The following is a 17903-nucleotide window of genomic DNA, read 5'->3' as shown; positions in this document are numbered from 1 at the left end:
GCAAGCGGCATCCAGAGGTTAGGCGGGCGTGGCCGCGCCGGTGTCCTCGGGGGTAAAGCGGACCAGCGTCGCACCGCCGGCCATCGGCGCGACGCGGCACAGCAGGCCGCCCCCGCTATGCAGCCGAAGGTGGGCTTCCCATGGCGCGCGCTCGCGCAGGCAGAGGACGAAATCGCGAATGTCGCCCCAGACCGGGCTGGGCGCGCAGAGCGCCTGCCAGCGCGCCGTCGCCTCGGCCACTGAAAGATCGGCGACGCGGCTGTCGGGGTCATCGTCCCAAAGCCTGCGGTAGGCGGCATTGCACAGGCTGAGGGTGCCGTGATCGGAGAAGACCGCGACCGCATCTTCGAACTGGTCGAGCACCGAATGCGCATGTTCGATCTCGCGCCGGAAGCGCCGGGTGAGCGAGATCTCGGAGCTGATGTCTTCGAACAGGAAGGCGATGCCGCCATCGGGATGCGGGCGCCCGGTGATCCGATAGGTCAGCCCGGAGGGCAATTCCCATGTTTCGACGTAAAGATCCGAGGCGGCGGCGGCGATCACCTCGGACAGATGCTCGCGCCAGCTTTGGTAGTTCTTCGGCTCGGGCATCATGCGCCCCTCGCGCAGCGCGTCGAAGAAGCTCATCAGATTGGGCCGGGTGCTGAGAAACTCGGCCTCGAGATGCACAAGATCGATCAGGGCCGGGTTGAACAGCGCCAGCCGGCGCTCGCGGTCAAACACCGCAAGGCCGATCGGCAGATGCGCAAAGATGCGGGTGAGGGTCTGCAGAAAGTTGCGCTGGGTGACCTCGGAATGAATGACCGAGTCGATATTCGTCGCCACATGCAGCCAGCCGTCGCAGGTGCGGTGCGATTGCACCTCGTACCAAAGCTGTGCGCGGTTGCCGCGCGGGCCGACGGCGGTGCGGCTGCGGCGGGTGTCGCTGCCATCGGGGGCGGCAAGCTCGAAGGGCGCGGGACCATCGGGCGCGGTGCCGATCTGGGCGCAGACATCCTCATAAGCGGGATTGAACCAGCTGACCTGACCCAATGCGTCGCTCTGCCAGATCGGGCAGGGCACAAGCGCCATGGCGCGCCGCAGCCGAAGCATTTCCGCTTGATCGAGCCGCAGACGAATTTGATGCCCGGCGGCGAGGTAATCCGCCTGCACCGACAGCCGCAGGGAATCCTTGGCGGGGAACATGGAGAGCCGCGCCTCGGGGAAGAGCGGCGAGTCGATGCTGGCCGGTGTGTGCGGTGGCTGCTCCGGCAATGGGCCGAAGACCGGCTCGAGGTGCCGGATCAGCGTGGGCCAGTCCAGATCTTCATTCGGTTCGCAGTCGAGCATCTGCCGCGCGGCGCCGGTCATATCGGCGACTTGGCCGTCCACGAGTAGGATTTCCGTGTCGGCGCTGTTTCTGGCGATCGGGTCAACGTCACTCGCACGCCGCGATTTGGGCAGCAGGAGCGAGCCGAGGAAGGCCGCGCCTCCGGCACCGAGTCCGATGGCCAATGCGACGGACGGGGTCATGACGATCTCCTCAAGGCAGGTCGTCCCCTATGCCTATGGGAAGATTGGTTAATAACCCGTTAATTCTCGAGGGATTTGACGCCGGTTCAGAGCCGTTTCGGCAGGCTTCAAGGCTCGAACACGGGGTTCTCGCCAAGCATCGCGCCGAGGTCTTGCTCAGGCACAACGATCACCTCACGCGGCCAGACCAGTTCGACCACGGCACCGCGGCGGGTGCCGGGCGGCTCGGGGGCATTGGGATCGGAGGCATTGGCAAAGCTCAGTTCCGCGCCCGAGCGTTCCAGCAGTGTCTTGGCGATGAACAGGCCCAGTCCCATGCCCTCATACTCGGGCCGCGCCTTGCGCTCGGCTTCCGAGCGGCGGCGGCGGATCATCGGCTCACCGATGCGGCCGAGCAGATACGGCGGATAGCCCGGCCCGTCGTCGATGATCCGCACGGTGATGCTGCGCTCGTTCCAGCCGGTCTCGATCCAGACCCGGCTGCGGGCGAAATCCACCGCATTCTGCACGAGGTTGCGCAGCCCGTGGATCACCTCGGGGCGGCGCAGCACCTGCGGCATCGGCCCCTCGGTGCCGGTGATCTGTTCAAGCTCGATGGTCTTGCCGCGGTTCTCATGCGGTTCGGCGGCCTCGCGCAGCACTTCGCTCAGCGGCGCGCTGCGCAGGTGCAGATCGTCCTTCCCGGCGCGGCCCATGGACCGCAGGATGTCGCGGCAGCGGTCGGCCTGCTCGCGGATCAGCCGCGCGTCTTCCTGCAGGTCCGGCCGGTCGTCGAGATCATCAATCAGTTCCGCCGAGGTCAGTTTGATCGTGGCCAGCGGCGTGCCCAGTTCATGCGCGGCAGCGGCGACCACGCCGCCCAGATCGTTGAGCTTTTGCTGCCGTGACAGCGCCATCTGCGTGGCATTGAGCGCGTCGGACATGGCGTTCATCTCGGTGGTCACCCGGCGCGAATAGACCGACAGGAACACCAGCGCGATGGCGATGGCGACCCATTGGCCAAAGACGAAGAGATCGGGGATCTGCAGCACCTGCCCGTCGAATGTGTGCAGCGGCACATTGGCAAAGACCATGCCCGAGATCAGCACAAAGGCGGTGACGTTGAGCACGATGGTCGAGCGCAGCGACAGCATCACCGCAGAAACGGTCACCGGCCCCAGCACCATAACCGAGAAGGGGTTGTTCAGCCCGCCGGTGAGATAGAGCAGGAAGCACAGCTGCAGCAGATCGAACATCACCATCAGGAAGTTCTCGGCTTCCGACAGGCGTTTTGTTTCTGGAAAGATCAGACTGGCGACGAGATTGCCGATCACCGAGATGCCCACCGCGACGTAGCACAGGCCCAGCGGCAGCTGCAGGTCATAGATCGACTGCGCCACCACCAGCGCGGCGATCTGGCCGCAGATCGCCACCCAGCGCAGCAGGATCATCGTGCGCAGGCGGATGAAGGTGCTGCGCTCTTCGGTCCAGAGCAGCGCCTGCCCGGGTTCGTTCAGGTCGGTCTGGCTCATGCCCTTGCTTTCGTGTCTTGATCCTCTGCCGGCAATTGTTAGGTCTGGGGCGGGGATTTGCAATGCGATCCCGGGGTCCGGGCTTTGCCGCCGGGACGGGATCTCTCAGGGAGGCCAGATGAAAACCGCACCGATCGTCGCCATCGCCGCTGCTGGTGGGCTTATCGCGCTGAGCGCCGGAATGTGGGTCGCCACGCAATGGGGCCGCGGCGACGACCGTTTCGCGCAGTGCCGCGCCGGGGCCGTGGCGGGCGACATCGGCGGGCCGTTCGAGCTGCTGAATGCAGCCGGAGAGACGGTGAGCGATGCCGATGTGATCACCGAGCCGACGCTGCTCTATTTCGGCTATACCTTCTGCCCGGACGTCTGCCCGATGGACAATGCGCGCAACGCCGAGGCGACGGATCTTCTGGCCGAAGCGGGCTATTCGGTGACCCCCGCGATGATCACCCTCGATCCGGCGCGCGACACGCCCGAAGTGATGGGCGATTATGTCACCAACTTCCACGACAAGATGATCGGTCTGAGCGGTACGCCAGAGCAGACCGACGCGGCGGCCAAGGCCTATAGGGTCTATTACAAGATCAACGACCCCGACGAAGAGTTCTATCTCGTCGACCATTCGGCCTTCACCTACCTCGTGCTGCCGGGGGAAGGCTTTGTCGACTATGTCCGCCGCGACGTGACGCCGGAGCAGCTCTCCGAGCGGGCCGCGTGCTTTATCGACCACATGTGAGCCGCCTTGGTTTGACCGCATCCCTCGGGCGGGATAAGAGAAATTCTCATACGGCGATATTTGCCGATGGATAACACGGGGGCCGCCGTGGCGGAACTTTCACAAGACGATCTGGGCGACGATCGCTCGCTGTTGCTTGTCGATGACGACGAGCCTTTCCTCAAACGCCTCGCCAAAGCTATGGAGAAACGCGGCTTCGAGGTTGAAACCGCCGAAACCGTGGCCGGGGGCAAGGCCATCGCCACGGCCCGACCACCAGCCTATGCGGTGATTGACCTGCGGCTTGAGGATGGCAATGGCCTCGACGTGGTGGAAGTGCTGCGCGAACGCCGCCCCGACAGCCGTATCGTGGTGCTGACCGGCTATGGCGCGATCGCCACCGCCGTGGCCGCGGTGAAGATCGGTGCCACCGACTATCTGTCGAAGCCTGCCGACGCCACCGACATCACCAATGCGCTGCTGTCGAAGGGCGACGACCTGCCGCCACCCCCCGAGAACCCGATGAGCGCCGACCGGGTGCGTTGGGAGCACATCCAGCGGGTCTATGAGCTTTGCGACCGCAACGTCTCCGAAACCGCGCGGCGGCTCAACATGCACCGCCGGACGCTGCAGCGCATTCTCGCGAAACGCTCGCCGAAGTGAGGGAGGCGCCCTTTGGGCGCTGCCTCCGGCGGGGATATTTTTGCCAAGAGGAAGGGGCTGCCGAAGCGGCCTGAGCGAGACACGAAGTCGTGTCGCGGCTCGATCCGATGTGTGGCGATTTTTCTCTTCACTTGTGGTAAGATAAAGCATTCTCGACATGTGAAGCCGGTCGGACACCGGCACTGGCGGCGCTCCTTCCGGCGGGAAGGAGGATCCCATGTACAAACGTCTGTTCACCGCAAGTCTGATCTTCGGCGCGGCGGCGCTGGGCCCACCCGTGGGCGAGGCGCAAGTGCCAAGCTGCCTGCCGCGTGCGGCGCTGGTGGAGCGGCTGAAAAGCGAGTTCGGCGAGCGTCAGATCGCATTTGGTCTGCAATCTCCCGAAACACTCTTCGAGCTTTGGGGCTCGGAGGACAGCGGCGGCTACACGCTTTTGCTGACGCGCAGCGACGAGATCAGCTGCGTGATTTCGGCGGGTGGGGCGCTGGTGCTTGTGCCGCGGCAGCCGCCGGGGGTGCGCGCCGATCTGGAACCGGAGTGATCGGGCTCAAAGGTCGTAGCGTTTGAGCAGCTTGTCGACACGCGTGCCGTCGTCGAGACGATAGTCTCTAATGTGGCCGTATGTCTCGAACCCGCGGCTTTGATAGTAGATCAGCCCGCCTTCGTTGTCGGCGCGGATCTCGGCGTTGATCCATCGGTACCCGGCATCGCGGCAGGCCGCCCGTGTCGCCTCGAAGAGCGCCGAGCCGATGCCGAGCCGCGTGCGGCCCGGACGCGCGAAGCTGGCGATCTGCGCCACATCCGCGCCGTGCTTGGGGTGCGGCTCGACCCACTGAAAGCCCAGAAGCGCGCCGCCGGTATCCTCGGCGATGTGCCAGATGGCGCGCTCGGTCTGCATCCAAGCGCGCAGCTCCGCTCCGGTGACGGGCCGTGTCATCGCGGTTGTGCCGCCCTGCGCGATCACCTCGTTCAGCAGCTCGGCCATGGGCCGTGCGTCCAGCGCACCGGCGCGGCGGACGGAGACCGGGGCGCTCACAGCTCGGCCAGCAATTCTGCGTGGCGCGCGGTATAGGCGCGGCGCACCTCGACCGGCGGGCGCAGGTGAATGTCGAGCCCCGCGATCAGTTCCGTATCCGGGCGTTTGAAAAAGCGCGAGGCCTCGGCTTCGGAAAACCCGGCGATCTGCACCGCCTCCATCCAGGCCGAGACATTGTCGGCCTTCTTGATCTGCCTCTTGAGTTTCTGGCTGGGCGCCGACGGCAGGCCAAAGCGCAGGTGGATCGCCGCCTCGAGCCGCTTGTCGAGCTCCTTGTAGCCCGGACCCACCGCCGCCTTCACCGGCGAGATCATGTCGCCGATGACATACTCCGGCGCGTCATGCAGCAGCGCGAAAAGCTTTTCGGCGGGCGTCGCATTGGGGCAGAGGCGGCAGAACAGGGTCTCGACCAGCAGCGAATGCTCGGCCACGGAATAGGGGTAGTCGCCATGGGTCTGGCCATTCCAGCGCGCCACGAAGGCGAGACCATGGGCGATGTCCTCGATCTCGATGTCCACCGGCGTGGGGTCGAGCAGATCGAGGCGGCGGCCCGAGAGCATGCGCTGCCAGGCGCGGGGCTGTTTGGCCATGGGTCAGCCTCCGCTGCTTGGGTGCGGGACGGGGCAAAGAAGGGCGGGATGGGTCATCTGGACGGGGCCTGTCTGCGGATTATGCTTCCGTTTGCCGTGGATTGTGATCCACGTTGCGGGGTATCGCAAGGGATGCTACCCCGCTCCGCAATCCCGAGATTGGAATTGGAGCGCCGGAACATGGCTGAAGACTATATCGTCAAGGACATCGCGCTGGCCGAGTTCGGCCGCAAGGAACTTGATATCGCCGAGACCGAGATGCCGGGCCTGATGGCCTGCCGCGCCGAATTCGGTGAAGCGCAGCCGCTGAAGGGCGCGCGCATCGTCGGCTCGCTGCATATGACCATCCAGACCGCCGTGCTGATCGAGACGCTGAAGGCGCTCGGCGCGGATGTCCGTTGGGCCTCGTGCAACATCTTCTCGACGCAGGACCACGCCGCCGCAGCGATCGCCGCGGGCGGCACGCCGGTCTTTGCCGTGAAGGGCCAGACGCTTGAAGAGCATTGGGATTATCTCGACCGCTCGTTCCAGTTCGCCGAAGGCGCGAACATGATCCTCGACGATGGCGGGGACGCCACGCTCTACATCCTTCTGGGCGCGCGCGCCGAGGCGGGCGAGGATCTGGGTGTGCCGACCTCGGAAGAGGAAGAGGTGATCCACGCGCAGATCAAGAAGCGCATGGAGCAGAGCCCGGGCTGGTTCGCCAAGACCCGCGACGCGATCATGGGCGTCTCGGAAGAGACCACCACCGGCGTGCATCGCCTGTATGATCTGCAGAAGAAGGGCCTGCTGCCCTTCCCGGCGATCAATGTGAACAATTCGGTGACCAAGTCGAAATTCGACAATAAATACGGCTGCCGCGAGAGCCTCGTGGACGGCATCCGCCGCGCCACCGACGTGATGCTGGCGGGCAAGGTCGCCGTGGTCTGCGGCTATGGTGACGTGGGCAAGGGCTCGGCGGCCTCGCTGGCCGGCGCCGGTGCGCGGGTGAAAGTGACCGAGGCCGACCCGATCTGCGCCCTGCAGGCGGCGATGGACGGCTTTGAAGTGGTGCTGCTGGAAGACGTCGTCGCCGACGCCGACATCTTCATCACCACCACCGGCAACAAGGACGTGATCCGCATCGAGCATATGCGCGAGATGAAGAACATGGCCATCGTCGGCAACATCGGCCACTTCGACAATGAGATTCAGGTCGCTTCGCTGAAGAACCACAAGTGGACCAACATCAAGGATCAGGTGGACATGATCGAGATGCCCTCGGGCAACAAGATCATCCTGCTGTCGGAAGGCCGCCTGCTGAACCTCGGCAATGCCACCGGCCACCCGAGCTTTGTGATGTCGGCCTCCTTCACCAACCAGGTGCTGGCGCAGATCGAGCTCTATAAGAACGGCAGCCAGTATGAGAACAAGGTCTACATCCTGCCCAAGCACCTCGACGAGAAAGTGGCGCGCCTGCACCTTGATCGCGTCGGTGCCAAGCTGACCAAGCTCTCGGTGGAGCAGGCGTCCTACATCGGCGTGACGCCGGAGGGCCCGTTCAAGCCCGAGCATTACCGCTACTGATTTCGAGTCTGTTTCAGGCTTTTTGCGACGCCCCGCCAACTGGTGGGGCGTTTTGCATTTGGATTATTTTGCGTCACTGAGCCCGGAGCAGAGGCCGTAGGCCGCCGGGCGAGCGCCTGCCCGTCCCGGCGGGCTGGCGCTTTGTCGTCTGCGCAAAACGTTTGGGTGTCACACGGATTTGGCGAGATAAAGCGCAGACCTCAACAGGCGCAGCGCCACCCCACGGGCAGGCGCTCACCCGGCTCTCCACTTTCACCCCGGCGTCACATCGCGGCCATGTGAGCTTTACGCAAGGGCGGTAGCAGCGGCGCATTGCAGCATCCCTGAGGAGATACACGATGCGCCTTTCGCTGTCCGTCCTTGCCCTCGCCAGCGCGCTTGCCGCGCCCGCCACGGCTCAGGAAGTCTTCCCGGCCAAGCTCGCCGGTCACGCCTACCTGCCCGCCCTGTCGCTGGTCGAGCCGCCGGCGGATGCGCCGCGCGATGCATGGCTGTCGGGCAAGTTCACCGGCGCCGTCCGCAACGCGCAGGCGATGAGCGTCGAAGGCAACACCGGCAAGAGTTACGGCAACCACGGCACCGGCATCTCGCTGCCCTTCATCGGCCAGCCTGTGCAGGGCATGTCGGGCTTTGCCATGACACGCGCCGAGGATGGCAGCTTCTACACGCTGACCGACAACGGCTTTGGCTCGAAGCGCAACTCGCCCGATGCGCTGCTGTTCTTTCACAAGATGGCCCCGGATTTCGAGACCGGCACTGTCGAGCGCCGTGAGACCGTCTTCCTGTCGGACCCCGACCATAAGGTGCCCTTCCGCATCGCCTATGAAGGCACAGAGAGCCGTTATCTGACCGGCGCCGATTTCGACACCGAGTTGATTCAGGTGCTGGACGGTGAGGTCTGGATCGGCGACGAGTTCGGTCCCTATATCATCCGCGCCGGTCTTGACGGCGTGGTGAAAGAGGTCTTCGCCACCGAGCTCGATGGCAAGGAATTGCATGGGCCGGACACCTACAGCGTCTTCGTCCCTGCCGAGGCGGGCCGCGACTATCAGGTGCAGCGCTCGGGCGGTTACGAGGGCATGGCGCTGCAGCCGGGCACGGATTTGCTCTGGGCGATGCTGGAAAAGCCGGTGCTGATCGAGGGCGGCGAGACCGAGGGCCCGTTCCTGCGGGTCATCGCTTTCGACCCTAAAGCAGGCGAATGGACCGGCGAGAGCGTGAAGTTCCAGCTTGCCGAAGGCGCCACCGCGATCGGCGATTTCAACTTCATCGACGAGACCCGCGCGCTGGTCATCGAGCGCGACAATGGCGAGGGCGACATGGCGCAGGCCTGCGTCGAGGGCACAAGCGACACCTCGGACTGCTACCCCAACCCCGCCAAGGTGAAGAACATCGTGCTGGTCGACATGAGCCAGACCGACGATGAGGGCTTCATCCGCCGCATCGGGCAGATCGACCTGCTGAACATCGCCGATCCGGGCGCCAAGGCGCTGCCGGGTATGGGCGCTGGCGGCGAGACCTTCAGCTTCCCGTTCTTCACCATCGAGGACGTGATTGCCGTGGACGAGAGCCACATTCTGGTCGCCAACGACAACAACCTGCCGTTCTCTGGCGGCCGCGTGCCGGGCGAAGCGGCGCACAACGAGTTCATCCTGCTCGAAGTGCCGGAGCTGCTGGCGGCGAAGTGATCGCCTGCAAAAGACAATGGGGGCGCCTTGTGGCGCCCCCATCCGTAAGCTTTGGGAGGTCTTACGCGTAGCGCTTGATCTCGCCGGACTTCAGCCGCGCGTTGTAGCTGTTCAGCTCGCCCTTCACGATCGGCATCAGGAAGTAGAGGCCGAAGATGTTGACCAGCGCCATGGCGAAGATCGCGGCGTCCGAGAAGTCGATCACCGGGCCGAGGTTCATCGCCGCGCCAATGATCACGAAGATGCAGAAGATCACCTTGAAGATCAGCTCCTGCGCCTTGCCTTCGCCGAACATATAGGTCCACGCCTTGAGGCCGTAGTAGCTCCAGGAGATCATCGTCGAGAAGGCGAAGAGGATCACCGCCAGCGCCAGCACGTAGGGGAACCACGAGATAGTCGTGCCGAAGGCCGCCGAGGTCAGCGCCACGCCCGAGACGTCGCCGATGGTTTCGACACGGCCCAGATCGGCGTTCCAGATGTAATTGCCGGTCTCAGGGTCGATCTGCATGACGCCGGTGATGATGATCACAAGCGCGGTCATGGTGCAGATCACCACCGTGTCGATGAAGGGCTCGAGCAGCGACACGAAACCTTCGGTGATCGGCTCTTTGGTGCGCACCGCTGAGTGGGCGATGGCCGCCGAGCCGACGCCCGCTTCGTTCGAGAAGGCGGCGCGTTTGAAGCCTTGGATCAGCGCGCCGACAAGCCCGCCCGCAACACCGGCACCGGTGAACGCGCCGTCAAACACCTGACCGAAGGCCCAGCCGATCTTGTCGAAGTTCATCAGCAGGATGATCAGCGCGGTGCCGACATAGAGCACGCCCATGAAGGGCACGACTTTCTCGGTCACCTGCGCGATGCTCTTCAAGCCGCCGATGATCACCGCAAAGACGATCGCGGCAAAGATCACGCCGGTGATCCAGCCTGGATAGTCGCCGACGATATTGGCGATCTGCGCATGGGCCTGATTGGCCTGGAACATATTGCCGCCGCCAAGCGCGCCCAGCACGCAGAAGATCGAGAAGAAGATCGCGAGGATCTTGCCGAGCCAGCCAAAGCCGCGCTCTGTCATCCCCTTGCTGAGATAGTACATCGGGCCGCCCGAGACGGTGCCGTCGGGGTATTCGTTGCGGTATTTCACGCCCAGCGTACATTCGGTGAATTTCGACGCCATGCCCATGAGGCCAGCGAGGATCATCCAGAATGTCGCGCCGGGGCCGCCGATCGAGACGGCCACCGCCACACCGGCGATATTGCCAAGGCCGACGGTGCCCGAAAGCGCTGTGGCGAGGGCCTGGAAATGGCTGACCTCGCCCGCGTCGTTCGGATCGGAATATTTGCCCGAGACGAGCGCGATGGAATGCGGGAAGGATCGAAATTGAACAAAAGCGAAATAGAGCGTGAAAATGGTCGCGGCGATCACCAGCCAGAGCACGATCCACGGAAAGGACGTGCCGGGAAAGGGTGAGAAAATAAAGCTGACGAAAGGCCCAGTGAGATTGCCGACCGCTTCGTTGATCGCGGCGTCGATGCTGTGCGCCTCTTCCTGAGCCTGTGCAGGCGCGGCGGCAAGCAGCGCGGTCGCAGGCAGCAGAGCGGCGCGAAGAATGTTTTGGTTTATGGACATGAGAGGTCTCCTTCGGCTCACGGCACGATGACGGTTGGCACGGTGGCAATCTGTGCCAGCCCCAGCGGGACCGAGCCAAAGATGCGCGCCGTCATGGATTGCGTGCCGGAGCGGCCGACGATGATCATCGAGGCCTTCGCCTCGGTGGCGATCTCGGCCACCAGTTCGACCACAGAGCCGTATCGGATGCGGCAGTCGACCTCGAGCCCGGCGTCCTTCACCTTGGCCAGAGCCGGATCGAGGATGACCTCCTGCGCGCGTTTCAACTCTTCCTTGCGCCGTCCGTGCCGCTCTTCAAGCTCCTGCGGTGTGAGGAACTTGTAGGGCGACCATTCCAGAATATGGACAAGCAGCAATGCCGCATTGTCCTTCTTGGCCCGCGCGATCGCATAGTCGAGCAGGCCGTCATCACCTTCCTTGTTCTCGTAGGCGACGACAAACGTCTCAGTTGCCATTGTATTTCCCCGGTATGATTTTTCTGAGGCCGCGTCTGCGCCCCCTGTTGGCCGGGGCTCTTTGGCAGATGCTTTCCCTAGGGTCTATGCTGCGGGCGACGTTACGCATTTGTCACGAAAAAAAGCAAAATGCCGCAGGTTCCCGCCGAATGGAGCGGGGTGGAGGAGAAAATTTTCTCCTTTTTTTCAACAATGCGGCCTGACTATAGTCGGTCTTGCCGGGAAACGGCTGCTGTGGCCCGGTGCAACACGTCCTTTGGGAGAGCGACATGGGCAAGAGAGACGATCTGATCGAGAAATACGCCGAGGACCTGCGCAGCAAATGCGGTGTCGAGCCGGACATGGACCTGCTGACCAAGGTCACCATCGGCTGCGGCCCGTCGATCTATGACGCTGATGCCTCGACCGTTGCCTCCAGTCAGGATCACGAACTGGAAACGGTGAAAGACAACTTCCTGATCAAGAAGCTGGGGCTCGACGACGGGCCCGAGCTGATGGATGCGATCCATGCGGTGGCCGAGACCTACGGCCATTCCGAGCGCAACAAGTACCGCGCCGTGGTCTATTACCTGCTGGTCAAGCATTTCGGCAAAGAGGCGGTCTACGGCTGAGCGCTTCGGCGCGCTGGATTTTAGACAGTTCGCCTTTGCCAGAGTCGCTTTGCGATGGCATTTTGAGGATCCGGCCAGAAGGTCGGATCCGGTTTCACCGCAGCGCCTGTGGGAGTGCGCGTGGGGTGGCAAGGGGTCCGGCGATGCGTCGGGCCCCTTTTCCGTTTCCAAACTCGATATCGGATCGCCTTGGCTCATGCCCGGCCAGTAGACTCGGCAAGCAGCCTAGACGGGCAGGCAACCTAGAACAGACCGAGCACCAGCCCGATCACCGCGCAGCCAAAAATCGCATAGCCGCCGTCGATCAGTGTCAGCTTAAAGGGCCGCTGGCCGTAGGCGTTGTTGATCATGATCCACGGCGCGATGAAGAAAAGGCCGATGCCCAGCCCCGCGACCAGACCGGCGCCGGGGCTGGTGATGCCCGCCATATGAAAGATGTGCCGCATCATGCCCGCCACCAGCAGCATTGCGATGGCCGATAGCACGAAGGGCAGGGGGCTGCCTTTCTTCGGCTTGCCCGACGCGTCGCACTCTATGCCCGAGGCTGCGAGCCAAGGCTTCGACAGGCTCATGTACCAGCCCGCCCCGAAGAGCCAGCCCGCCAATGCCGCGACGATCACGCTGATCAAGTCCATCAAGGCCTCCCTCGCTGTCGCGGGAAGCCTGCCGCAAAGCGGGCGTGCTGCCTAGCGGCAATCGCGGGATCAGGCCTTTAGGCCGCCTTTGGCGCAGATGTGCTGAAACTCGGCCTCGGTCACCGGCTGCACCGACAGGCGCGACTGTTTGATCAGCGCCATCTCGGACAGCGCCGGGTCGCCCTTGATCTCGTCGAGCGTCACCGGGTTGGGCAGTTTCTCGATGGCCTTGATGTCCACGCATTCCCAGCGCGGGTCATCGGCCTTGCTGTCGGGGTGCACCTCGGCGCAGATCTCGACGATGCCGACGACGGCCTTCTCCTTCTGCGAATGGTAGAAGAAGCCGCGATCCCCAAGCGTCATCTCGCGCATGAAGTTGCGGGCCTGATAGTTGCGGACGCCGTCCCATTCCTCGCCCGCCTCGCCCTTGGCGACCTGGTCATCCCATGACCAGGTCGAGGGCTCGGACTTGAAGAGCCAGTATCTCATCGCAGCATCCTCAGCCGATGACTTTTTTCCACGCGGTCAGGGTGACGCTCTCGAACAGACCGGCGAGCGCATAGGGGTCCTTGTCGGCCCACTCCTGCGCGGCGGCCATATCCTCGACGTCGAGGATCACCAGGCTGCCCGCCATCTCGCCCGCCTCATCCAGCAGCGGACCGGCCTGCGCGACCACGCCGGTGCGTTCGATATAGGCGAGGTGTTCGGCGCGGGTGTCCTTGCGGATTTGCAGGGCACCGGCTTTGTCCTTGGCGATAAGTGCGACGAGCATGGTCATTCCTCCTTCAGGGGTCTGGAAAGAAGCTCATCCAGAGCTTCGGCAATGGTAACGCGTCCCTCGGTCAGACCGGCGACAACGGCAGAGATCGGCATGGCGATCCCCTCGCGGTTGGCCAACGCAGTGACCGCGCGTGCGGTTGCGGCGCCCTCGACCGTCACCGACGGATCGAAACCCTCAGCGCGGCCCAGCGACTGGCCATAGCGATAGTTGCGCGACAGATCCGAGGTGCAGGTGAGCGCCAGATCGCCAAGGCCCGAAAGCCCTGTAATCGTCTCTGGTTTCGCCCCCAGATGCACCGCAAGGCGGGTCATCTCGGCAAAGCCGCGGGTCATCAATGCGGCGCGGGCGCTGTCGCCCAGACCGGCGCCGATGCAGGCGCCGCAGGCGATGGCCATGACGTTCTTCAGCGCGCCGCCAACTTCGGCCCCGGTGACATCGAGGCTGCGATAAAGCCGCAGCGTCTTGGTCGAGAGCACATGCTGCAGCACCAGCCCGGCCTCGGCGTCCTCGCAGGCGAGCGTCAGCGCCGTCGGCAGGCCGCGCGCGATGTCGGCGGCAAAGCTGGGGCCGGTGAGGATGGCGGGCAGGGCGCCGGGCTTGGCATGGGCGATCACATGGCTGGGGCCGGTGGTGGTGGCCAGATCGATGCCCTTGCAGCAGGCGACCAGCTTTTGCCCTTCGAGAGAGCTGTCAATCGACCCTAAAACGGCGGAAAGCGTCTGCATCGGCACCGACAGAAGCAGCGTTTCCGCTTCGGCGGTGCGCGGCAGATCGGCGGTGATCTCGATGCTTTCGGGCAGGGTGACGCCGGGCAGGCGCGCGGTCTGGCGGGTGCGGGCCATCTCGGCCATCGTCTCGGCGTTGCGGCCCCAGAGCATCACCTTGCGGCCATCACGGGCCAGCGCCACGGCCAGAGCGGTGCCGAACGCCCCAGCGCCAAGCACGCCGATCATGCTTTGGCGCCTTTCTTGCCCGAGCCAAGAAGCGGTGCCGCCGCCTTATCCAGCGGCCAGCGCGGGCGCGCGGCCAGCGTCATGTCCGAGCGTTCGCCCGCCGCCAGAAGCTCACCACCCGCATAGGCGATCATCGCCGCGTTGTCGGTACAGAGCCGCAGCGGCGGCGCGGTGAAACTGACGCCATGCGCGTCGCACAGGCTCTCGAGCGCGCCGCGCAGAGCCTTGTTGGCCGCCACGCCGCCTGCCACGGCAAGCGCGGGCTGGGCGGGATTTGCTTCGAGATAGAGCCGCAATGCGCGCTTGGTCTTCTCGGCCAGCACGTCGCGCACCGCCGCCTGAAACCCGGCGCAAAGATCGGCCCGATCCTGCGCGTGCAGCCCGCCCTGCTCGTCGATCAGCTTGTCACGCATGCGCAGCAGCGCGGTCTTCAGCCCCGAGAAGGACAGATCGCAGCCCTCGCGGTCGAGCAGCGGCCTTGGGAAGCGGAAGCGTTTCTCGTCACCCTTTTGGGCCTCTTCCTCGACCGAAGGGCCGCCGGGCTGCGGCAGGCCAAGCAGGCGTGCGGTCTTGTCGAACGCCTCGCCCGGCGCGTCGTCGATGGTGCCGCCAAGCCGGGTGAACTCCTGTGGGCCGCGCACCACAAGGAACTGGCAGTGCCCGCCCGAGACCAGCAACATCAGATAGGGATAGGCCAGATCATCGGTCAGCCGCGGCGTCAGCGCATGGCCCGCGAGGTGGTTCACCCCGATGAGCGGCTTGCCGGTGGCCGCGGCGATGCCCTTGGCCATCATCACGCCCGACAGCACGCCGCCGATCAGCCCGGGGCCGGAGGTGACGGCGATGGCATCAAGCTCGCCCACGGGCACACCGGCCTGCACCAAGGCCTGTTCCACCGCCAGATCGAGCTTTTCGGCATGGGCGCGGGCCGCGATCTCGGGCACCACGCCGCCAAAGGCCGCATGCAGCTCGGCCTGCCCAAGCACCACCGAAGACAGGATCTCCCGCCCGCGCAGCACCGCCGCCGCGGTGTCGTCGCAGCTGCTTTCCAGCCCGAGGATCGTCAGTTCAGCCATCAGCGCGTCCGTTGCATCCCTTTGCTCTTGCAGCTACCACCACAGAAACGCTGCCACAATCCCAGCCCTTCTGAATACAGGAGCAAGGATGCCCGACACCCAGCCTCTCCTGCTGCTCACCCGCCCGCGCGCGGCCTCCGAGCGGTTCGTGCAGGAGCTGGCCGAGGAGGGCATCAGCGGCTTTACCCCCGTTATCAGCCCGTTGATCGAGGTCGAGCCTACGGGCCCGCTGCCGCAGATGGAGGGGATCACCGGGCTGATCTTCACCTCTGCCAACGGGGTGCGCGCCTATGCCGAACTGGGCGGAGCGCCGCTGCCGCTGTGCTATGCGGTGGGCGAGGCCACGGCGCGGGCGGCGCGTGATCTGGGCATGTCGCCGCGCGTGGCCGGGGGCGATGCCGAGTCGCTGCTTGCGGCGATCCTCGGCGACGCGCCGGGCGGCCAGCTTCTGCATCTGCGCGGCACCCATGCGCGCGGCGATCTTGCGGCCCGGCTGGGCGCGGCGGGCCAACCTTGCCTTGAGGCGGTGATCTACGACCAGCCGACTCGCCCGCTGACCGCCGAGGCGATTGCCGCGCTGCAGGGCAGGCTTCCTGTGGTAGTGCCGCTTTTTTCACCGCGAACTGCCCGGATTTTTGTGGAAGCCGCAGCGGCCGTTAGCGCAACCGCGCCGCTTTTCGCCGCATACATGAGCGCAGAGGTGGCCGGAGCTTGCTCTGGCCACTATGTTCTCGACTCAGACATTGTTTCGCGACCCGAGGGGCAGCTGATGCGTAAGTCGGTGGGAAAGCTTCTAGAATGCGCGCGACCGCTTGTAGAGCGCGCCGGGTCTGTGGAAAGTTATCAACGTGACGCAGGGTCCGGCAGGGACTCGCGCGCGACAGATTGAAAGGGTGGACCGCGTGGCCGACGAGAAGAAGCCAAAGACCGGCGTCGATGAAAACACGGAACGGGATGAGGGCCTGACGCCCGAAACCGAGCCCACCCAAAGCGAGATCTCGGAGGGTGAGACCCCCGAGGAGAGCGTGACCGCATCCACGGGCGACGACACGCTGGCCTCCGAGGTGCAGAACGCTTCCACCAATGACACCGAAGATGCGGATGCGGACGACAGTCTTGCCGGGGCCGATACGGAACGGACCGAGGGTGACGACACTCTGAGCGAGGCCGAGACGGTTGGCGAAGGCGATCCGCTCTCTGGCGATGATACGCTGGCTGTCTCGAACGAAGACGACACGGTCGCGCATGAGCCGGCGAACTCGATGGAATCCATCCACTCGGTGGGCGAAGCGGTCGAACTTGACGCGGATGAGGATACACCGGCGCAGGCCGAGGACACTCTGGGGTCTGCCGGTGCCGATACGGTCGTGGTCGAGGAAGAGCGGATCGACCCCGCTTCCGATCCGATGGCGCGCGAGCCTGTCTCGCCCGAGCCCGCAGCCACCGTGCCGCCGCAGGTGATCCAAGAGAAGGTGATCGAGCGCAAAGGCGGCTTCGTGCCCATGGTCGTCGGCGGCATCATTGCCGCGGCGCTGGGCTGGGGCGCGTCGGCCTATCAGTCCGGCACCTTCCCCTTTGGCGACGCCTCCGGAGCCTTCGAGGAAGAGACCCGCGCCGCATTGGCTGATCAGTCCCAGCAGATCGACGCGCTTGGCGCGACGCTCGAGGACACCGCCTCGCAAGTTGGCGGCATCGACCTCACCGATCTGGAGAATTCCGCCGTCGATCTCGGACAGCGCATGGCCAATGCCGAGGGCAGTGCCGCCTCGCTGAGCGAGCAGGTGGCGCAGCTGCAGACCCGCATCGAGGACATGCAGAACCAATGGCTGTCGGAATCGGTCTCGCCCGAGGCCATGGCGGCCTATGAAAAGGCGCTGGCCGATGTGCGCACCGCGATCGAGACGCAGCGCGCCGAGGTCGAGCAGATGACGCAGGAGGCCATGCAGGCCCGCGAAGCCGCCTCGGATGAGGCGCTGACCGCCGAGTCACGCTCGGCGCTGGCCGATATCGAGACCGCTTTGCGCGACGGCGCCCCCTATGCCGAGGCGCTGGCCACGCTGCAGGAAAACGGTGTCGATGTGCCCGAGGGGCTGAGCGCCCCGGCGGGTGACGGTGTGCCGACGCTTTCGGCGCTCGAGGCCGACTTCCCGCCCGCCGCGCGCGATGCGCTTTCGGCGGCGCGCCGGGCCGAGGCGACCAATGAGGACACCACCAGCCGCGTTGCCACCTTCTTTGCCAACCAGCTTGGCGCGCGCTCGGTCGAGCCGCGCGCGGGCGACGATCCCGATGCCGTCCTGTCGCGCGCCGAAGCGGCGCTGCGCTCGGGCGATCTTGGCGCGGTGCTGAGCGAGGTTGCGGCTTTGCCCGAACCCGCGCAACAGGAACTCTCGGACTGGGTCGCCAGCGCCGAGACGCGCAAGGCCGCACTCGACGGGGCCGATGCCGTCGCACAAACTCTGAACCAGAACTGAGGGTAAGGGCTCG

The 17903-nt window shown here is 65.0% G+C and carries 19 protein-coding genes; 8 read left to right on the top strand and 11 right to left on the bottom strand.

What is annotated here, in order from left to right:
* Positions 1 to 18 precede the first annotated feature (18 nt).
* Both ACXAD2_RS10775 and regB read right to left on the bottom strand, forming a co-directional pair.
* Entirely contained in the window at positions 19 to 1512 is a 1494-nt protein-coding gene (locus ACXAD2_RS10775) for a PAS-domain containing protein (RefSeq protein WP_475169740.1), read from the bottom strand.
* 107 nt (positions 1513 to 1619) lie between these two features.
* Complete coding sequence (gene regB / locus ACXAD2_RS10770; RefSeq protein WP_475169739.1) at positions 1620 to 3023, bottom strand: sensor histidine kinase RegB; 1404 nt, start codon at positions 3021 to 3023, stop codon at positions 1620 to 1622.
* A 118-nt stretch (positions 3024 to 3141) separates the two neighbouring features.
* Between regB and ACXAD2_RS10765 the strand changes: the two genes are divergently transcribed.
* From ACXAD2_RS10765 to ACXAD2_RS10755, 3 genes are all read left to right on the top strand, one after another.
* The gene (locus tag ACXAD2_RS10765) at positions 3142 to 3759 is read left to right on the top strand and encodes an SCO family protein (RefSeq protein ID WP_475169737.1); all 618 of its coding nucleotides are present in this window, start codon (positions 3142 to 3144) and stop codon (positions 3757 to 3759) included.
* 66 nt (positions 3760 to 3825) lie between these two features.
* Entirely contained in the window at positions 3826 to 4401 is a 576-nt protein-coding gene (locus tag ACXAD2_RS10760; protein ID WP_224902028.1) for an ActR/PrrA/RegA family redox response regulator transcription factor, read from the top strand.
* 217 nt (positions 4402 to 4618) lie between these two features.
* Entirely contained in the window at positions 4619 to 4942 is a 324-nt protein-coding gene (locus ACXAD2_RS10755; protein ID WP_475169735.1) for a hypothetical protein, read from the top strand.
* A 6-nt stretch (positions 4943 to 4948) separates the two neighbouring features.
* Here ACXAD2_RS10755 and ACXAD2_RS10750 read toward each other — a convergent pair whose 3' ends face one another.
* Together ACXAD2_RS10750 and ACXAD2_RS10745 are read right to left on the bottom strand one after the other, a co-directional pair.
* A complete protein-coding gene (locus ACXAD2_RS10750; protein ID WP_475174822.1) occupies positions 4949 to 5386 on the bottom strand; it encodes an N-acetyltransferase family protein in 438 nt (145 codons plus the stop codon).
* Between the two features lie 47 nt (positions 5387 to 5433).
* Positions 5434 to 6027 (bottom strand): hypothetical protein, encoded by a 594-nt coding sequence (locus ACXAD2_RS10745; RefSeq protein WP_475169733.1) that lies wholly within the window; start codon positions 6025 to 6027, stop codon positions 5434 to 5436.
* 180 nt (positions 6028 to 6207) lie between these two features.
* On the opposite strand from ACXAD2_RS10745, the gene ahcY reads away from it, so the two are divergent.
* On the top strand, positions 6208 to 7593 hold the full coding sequence (ahcY, locus tag ACXAD2_RS10740; protein ID WP_475169731.1) for an adenosylhomocysteinase: 1386 nt from the start codon (positions 6208 to 6210) through the stop codon (positions 7591 to 7593).
* A gap of 338 nt (positions 7594 to 7931) precedes the next feature.
* The gene (locus tag ACXAD2_RS10735; RefSeq protein ID WP_475169728.1) at positions 7932 to 9281 is read left to right on the top strand and encodes an esterase-like activity of phytase family protein; all 1350 of its coding nucleotides are present in this window, start codon (positions 7932 to 7934) and stop codon (positions 9279 to 9281) included.
* Between the two features lie 61 nt (positions 9282 to 9342).
* Here the strand turns inward: ACXAD2_RS10735 and ACXAD2_RS10730 are convergent, their stop codons facing one another.
* Together ACXAD2_RS10730 and ACXAD2_RS10725 are read right to left on the bottom strand one after the other, a co-directional pair.
* A complete protein-coding gene (locus ACXAD2_RS10730) occupies positions 9343 to 10908 on the bottom strand; it encodes an alanine/glycine:cation symporter family protein (RefSeq protein WP_475169726.1) in 1566 nt (521 codons plus the stop codon).
* A 17-nt stretch (positions 10909 to 10925) separates the two neighbouring features.
* Entirely contained in the window at positions 10926 to 11363 is a 438-nt protein-coding gene (locus ACXAD2_RS10725) for a universal stress protein (protein WP_475169724.1), read from the bottom strand.
* A gap of 269 nt (positions 11364 to 11632) precedes the next feature.
* On the opposite strand from ACXAD2_RS10725, the gene ACXAD2_RS10720 reads away from it, so the two are divergent.
* Positions 11633 to 11974, top strand: a complete 342-nt coding sequence (locus ACXAD2_RS10720; protein ID WP_475169722.1) for a DUF2853 family protein — start codon at positions 11633 to 11635, stop codon at positions 11972 to 11974.
* Between the two features lie 242 nt (positions 11975 to 12216).
* Here the strand turns inward: ACXAD2_RS10720 and ACXAD2_RS10715 are convergent, their stop codons facing one another.
* From ACXAD2_RS10715 to tsaD, 5 genes are all read right to left on the bottom strand, one after another.
* Entirely contained in the window at positions 12217 to 12609 is a 393-nt protein-coding gene (locus tag ACXAD2_RS10715) for a DUF1761 domain-containing protein (protein WP_475169720.1), read from the bottom strand.
* Positions 12610 to 12678: 69 nt separating this feature from the next.
* Positions 12679 to 13098: an EVE domain-containing protein gene (locus tag ACXAD2_RS10710; RefSeq protein ID WP_475169718.1), complete on the bottom strand. Its 420-nt coding sequence runs from the start codon at positions 13096 to 13098 to the stop codon at positions 12679 to 12681.
* Between the two features lie 10 nt (positions 13099 to 13108).
* The gene (locus ACXAD2_RS10705) at positions 13109 to 13381 is read right to left on the bottom strand and encodes a YciI family protein (protein ID WP_475169717.1); all 273 of its coding nucleotides are present in this window, start codon (positions 13379 to 13381) and stop codon (positions 13109 to 13111) included.
* Between the two features lie 2 nt (positions 13382 to 13383).
* Positions 13384 to 14343 (bottom strand): NAD(P)H-dependent glycerol-3-phosphate dehydrogenase, encoded by a 960-nt coding sequence (locus ACXAD2_RS10700; protein WP_475169714.1) that lies wholly within the window; start codon positions 14341 to 14343, stop codon positions 13384 to 13386.
* The gene (gene tsaD / locus ACXAD2_RS10695) at positions 14340 to 15419 is read right to left on the bottom strand and encodes a tRNA (adenosine(37)-N6)-threonylcarbamoyltransferase complex transferase subunit TsaD (RefSeq protein ID WP_475169713.1); all 1080 of its coding nucleotides are present in this window, start codon (positions 15417 to 15419) and stop codon (positions 14340 to 14342) included. Before tsaD ends, ACXAD2_RS10700 begins: the two co-directional genes overlap by 4 nt.
* Before the next feature lie 88 nt (positions 15420 to 15507).
* Here tsaD and ACXAD2_RS10690 point away from each other — a divergent pair, with 88 nt between their 5' ends.
* A complete protein-coding gene (locus tag ACXAD2_RS10690) occupies positions 15508 to 16308 on the top strand; it encodes a uroporphyrinogen-III synthase (protein WP_475169711.1) in 801 nt (266 codons plus the stop codon).
* Between the two features lie 13 nt (positions 16309 to 16321).
* Positions 16322 to 17890 carry a COG4223 family protein gene (locus ACXAD2_RS10685; RefSeq protein ID WP_475169710.1) on the top strand — a complete coding sequence of 523 codons (1569 nt, stop codon included), beginning with the start codon at positions 16322 to 16324 and terminating at the stop codon, positions 17888 to 17890.
* The last annotated feature ends 13 nt before the right edge of the window (positions 17891 to 17903 follow it).

Source organism: Salipiger sp. ABN3_019 (genome assembly GCF_056158605.1).
This window is presented reverse-complemented; position numbering and strand designations above follow the sequence as displayed.

Coding starts and splice junctions, on each gene's coding strand:
- ACXAD2_RS10745 (WP_475169733.1), bottom strand. CDS start 6,027: ATGGCCAAACAGCCCCGCGCCTGGCAGCGCATGCTCTCGGGCCGCCGC.
- regB (WP_475169739.1), bottom strand. CDS start 3,023: ATGAGCCAGACCGACCTGAACGAACCCGGGCAGGCGCTGCTCTGGACC.
- ACXAD2_RS10705 (WP_475169717.1), bottom strand. CDS start 13,381: ATGCTCGTCGCACTTATCGCCAAGGACAAAGCCGGTGCCCTGCAAATC.
- ACXAD2_RS10720 (WP_475169722.1), top strand. CDS start 11,633: ATGGGCAAGAGAGACGATCTGATCGAGAAATACGCCGAGGACCTGCGC.
- ACXAD2_RS10715 (WP_475169720.1), bottom strand. CDS start 12,609: ATGGACTTGATCAGCGTGATCGTCGCGGCATTGGCGGGCTGGCTCTTC.
- ahcY (WP_475169731.1), top strand. CDS start 6,208: ATGGCTGAAGACTATATCGTCAAGGACATCGCGCTGGCCGAGTTCGGC.
- ACXAD2_RS10725 (WP_475169724.1), bottom strand. CDS start 11,363: ATGGCAACTGAGACGTTTGTCGTCGCCTACGAGAACAAGGAAGGTGAT.
- ACXAD2_RS10760 (WP_224902028.1), top strand. CDS start 3,826: ATGGATAACACGGGGGCCGCCGTGGCGGAACTTTCACAAGACGATCTG.
- ACXAD2_RS10750 (WP_475174822.1), bottom strand. CDS start 5,386: ATGGCCGAGCTGCTGAACGAGGTGATCGCGCAGGGCGGCACAACCGCG.
- ACXAD2_RS10775 (WP_475169740.1), bottom strand. CDS start 1,512: ATGACCCCGTCCGTCGCATTGGCCATCGGACTCGGTGCCGGAGGCGCG.
- ACXAD2_RS10735 (WP_475169728.1), top strand. CDS start 7,932: ATGCGCCTTTCGCTGTCCGTCCTTGCCCTCGCCAGCGCGCTTGCCGCG.
- ACXAD2_RS10710 (WP_475169718.1), bottom strand. CDS start 13,098: ATGAGATACTGGCTCTTCAAGTCCGAGCCCTCGACCTGGTCATGGGAT.
- ACXAD2_RS10700 (WP_475169714.1), bottom strand. CDS start 14,343: ATGATCGGCGTGCTTGGCGCTGGGGCGTTCGGCACCGCTCTGGCCGTG.
- ACXAD2_RS10755 (WP_475169735.1), top strand. CDS start 4,619: ATGTACAAACGTCTGTTCACCGCAAGTCTGATCTTCGGCGCGGCGGCG.
- ACXAD2_RS10690 (WP_475169711.1), top strand. CDS start 15,508: ATGCCCGACACCCAGCCTCTCCTGCTGCTCACCCGCCCGCGCGCGGCC.
- ACXAD2_RS10730 (WP_475169726.1), bottom strand. CDS start 10,908: ATGTCCATAAACCAAAACATTCTTCGCGCCGCTCTGCTGCCTGCGACC.
- ACXAD2_RS10765 (WP_475169737.1), top strand. CDS start 3,142: ATGAAAACCGCACCGATCGTCGCCATCGCCGCTGCTGGTGGGCTTATC.
- tsaD (WP_475169713.1), bottom strand. CDS start 15,419: ATGGCTGAACTGACGATCCTCGGGCTGGAAAGCAGCTGCGACGACACC.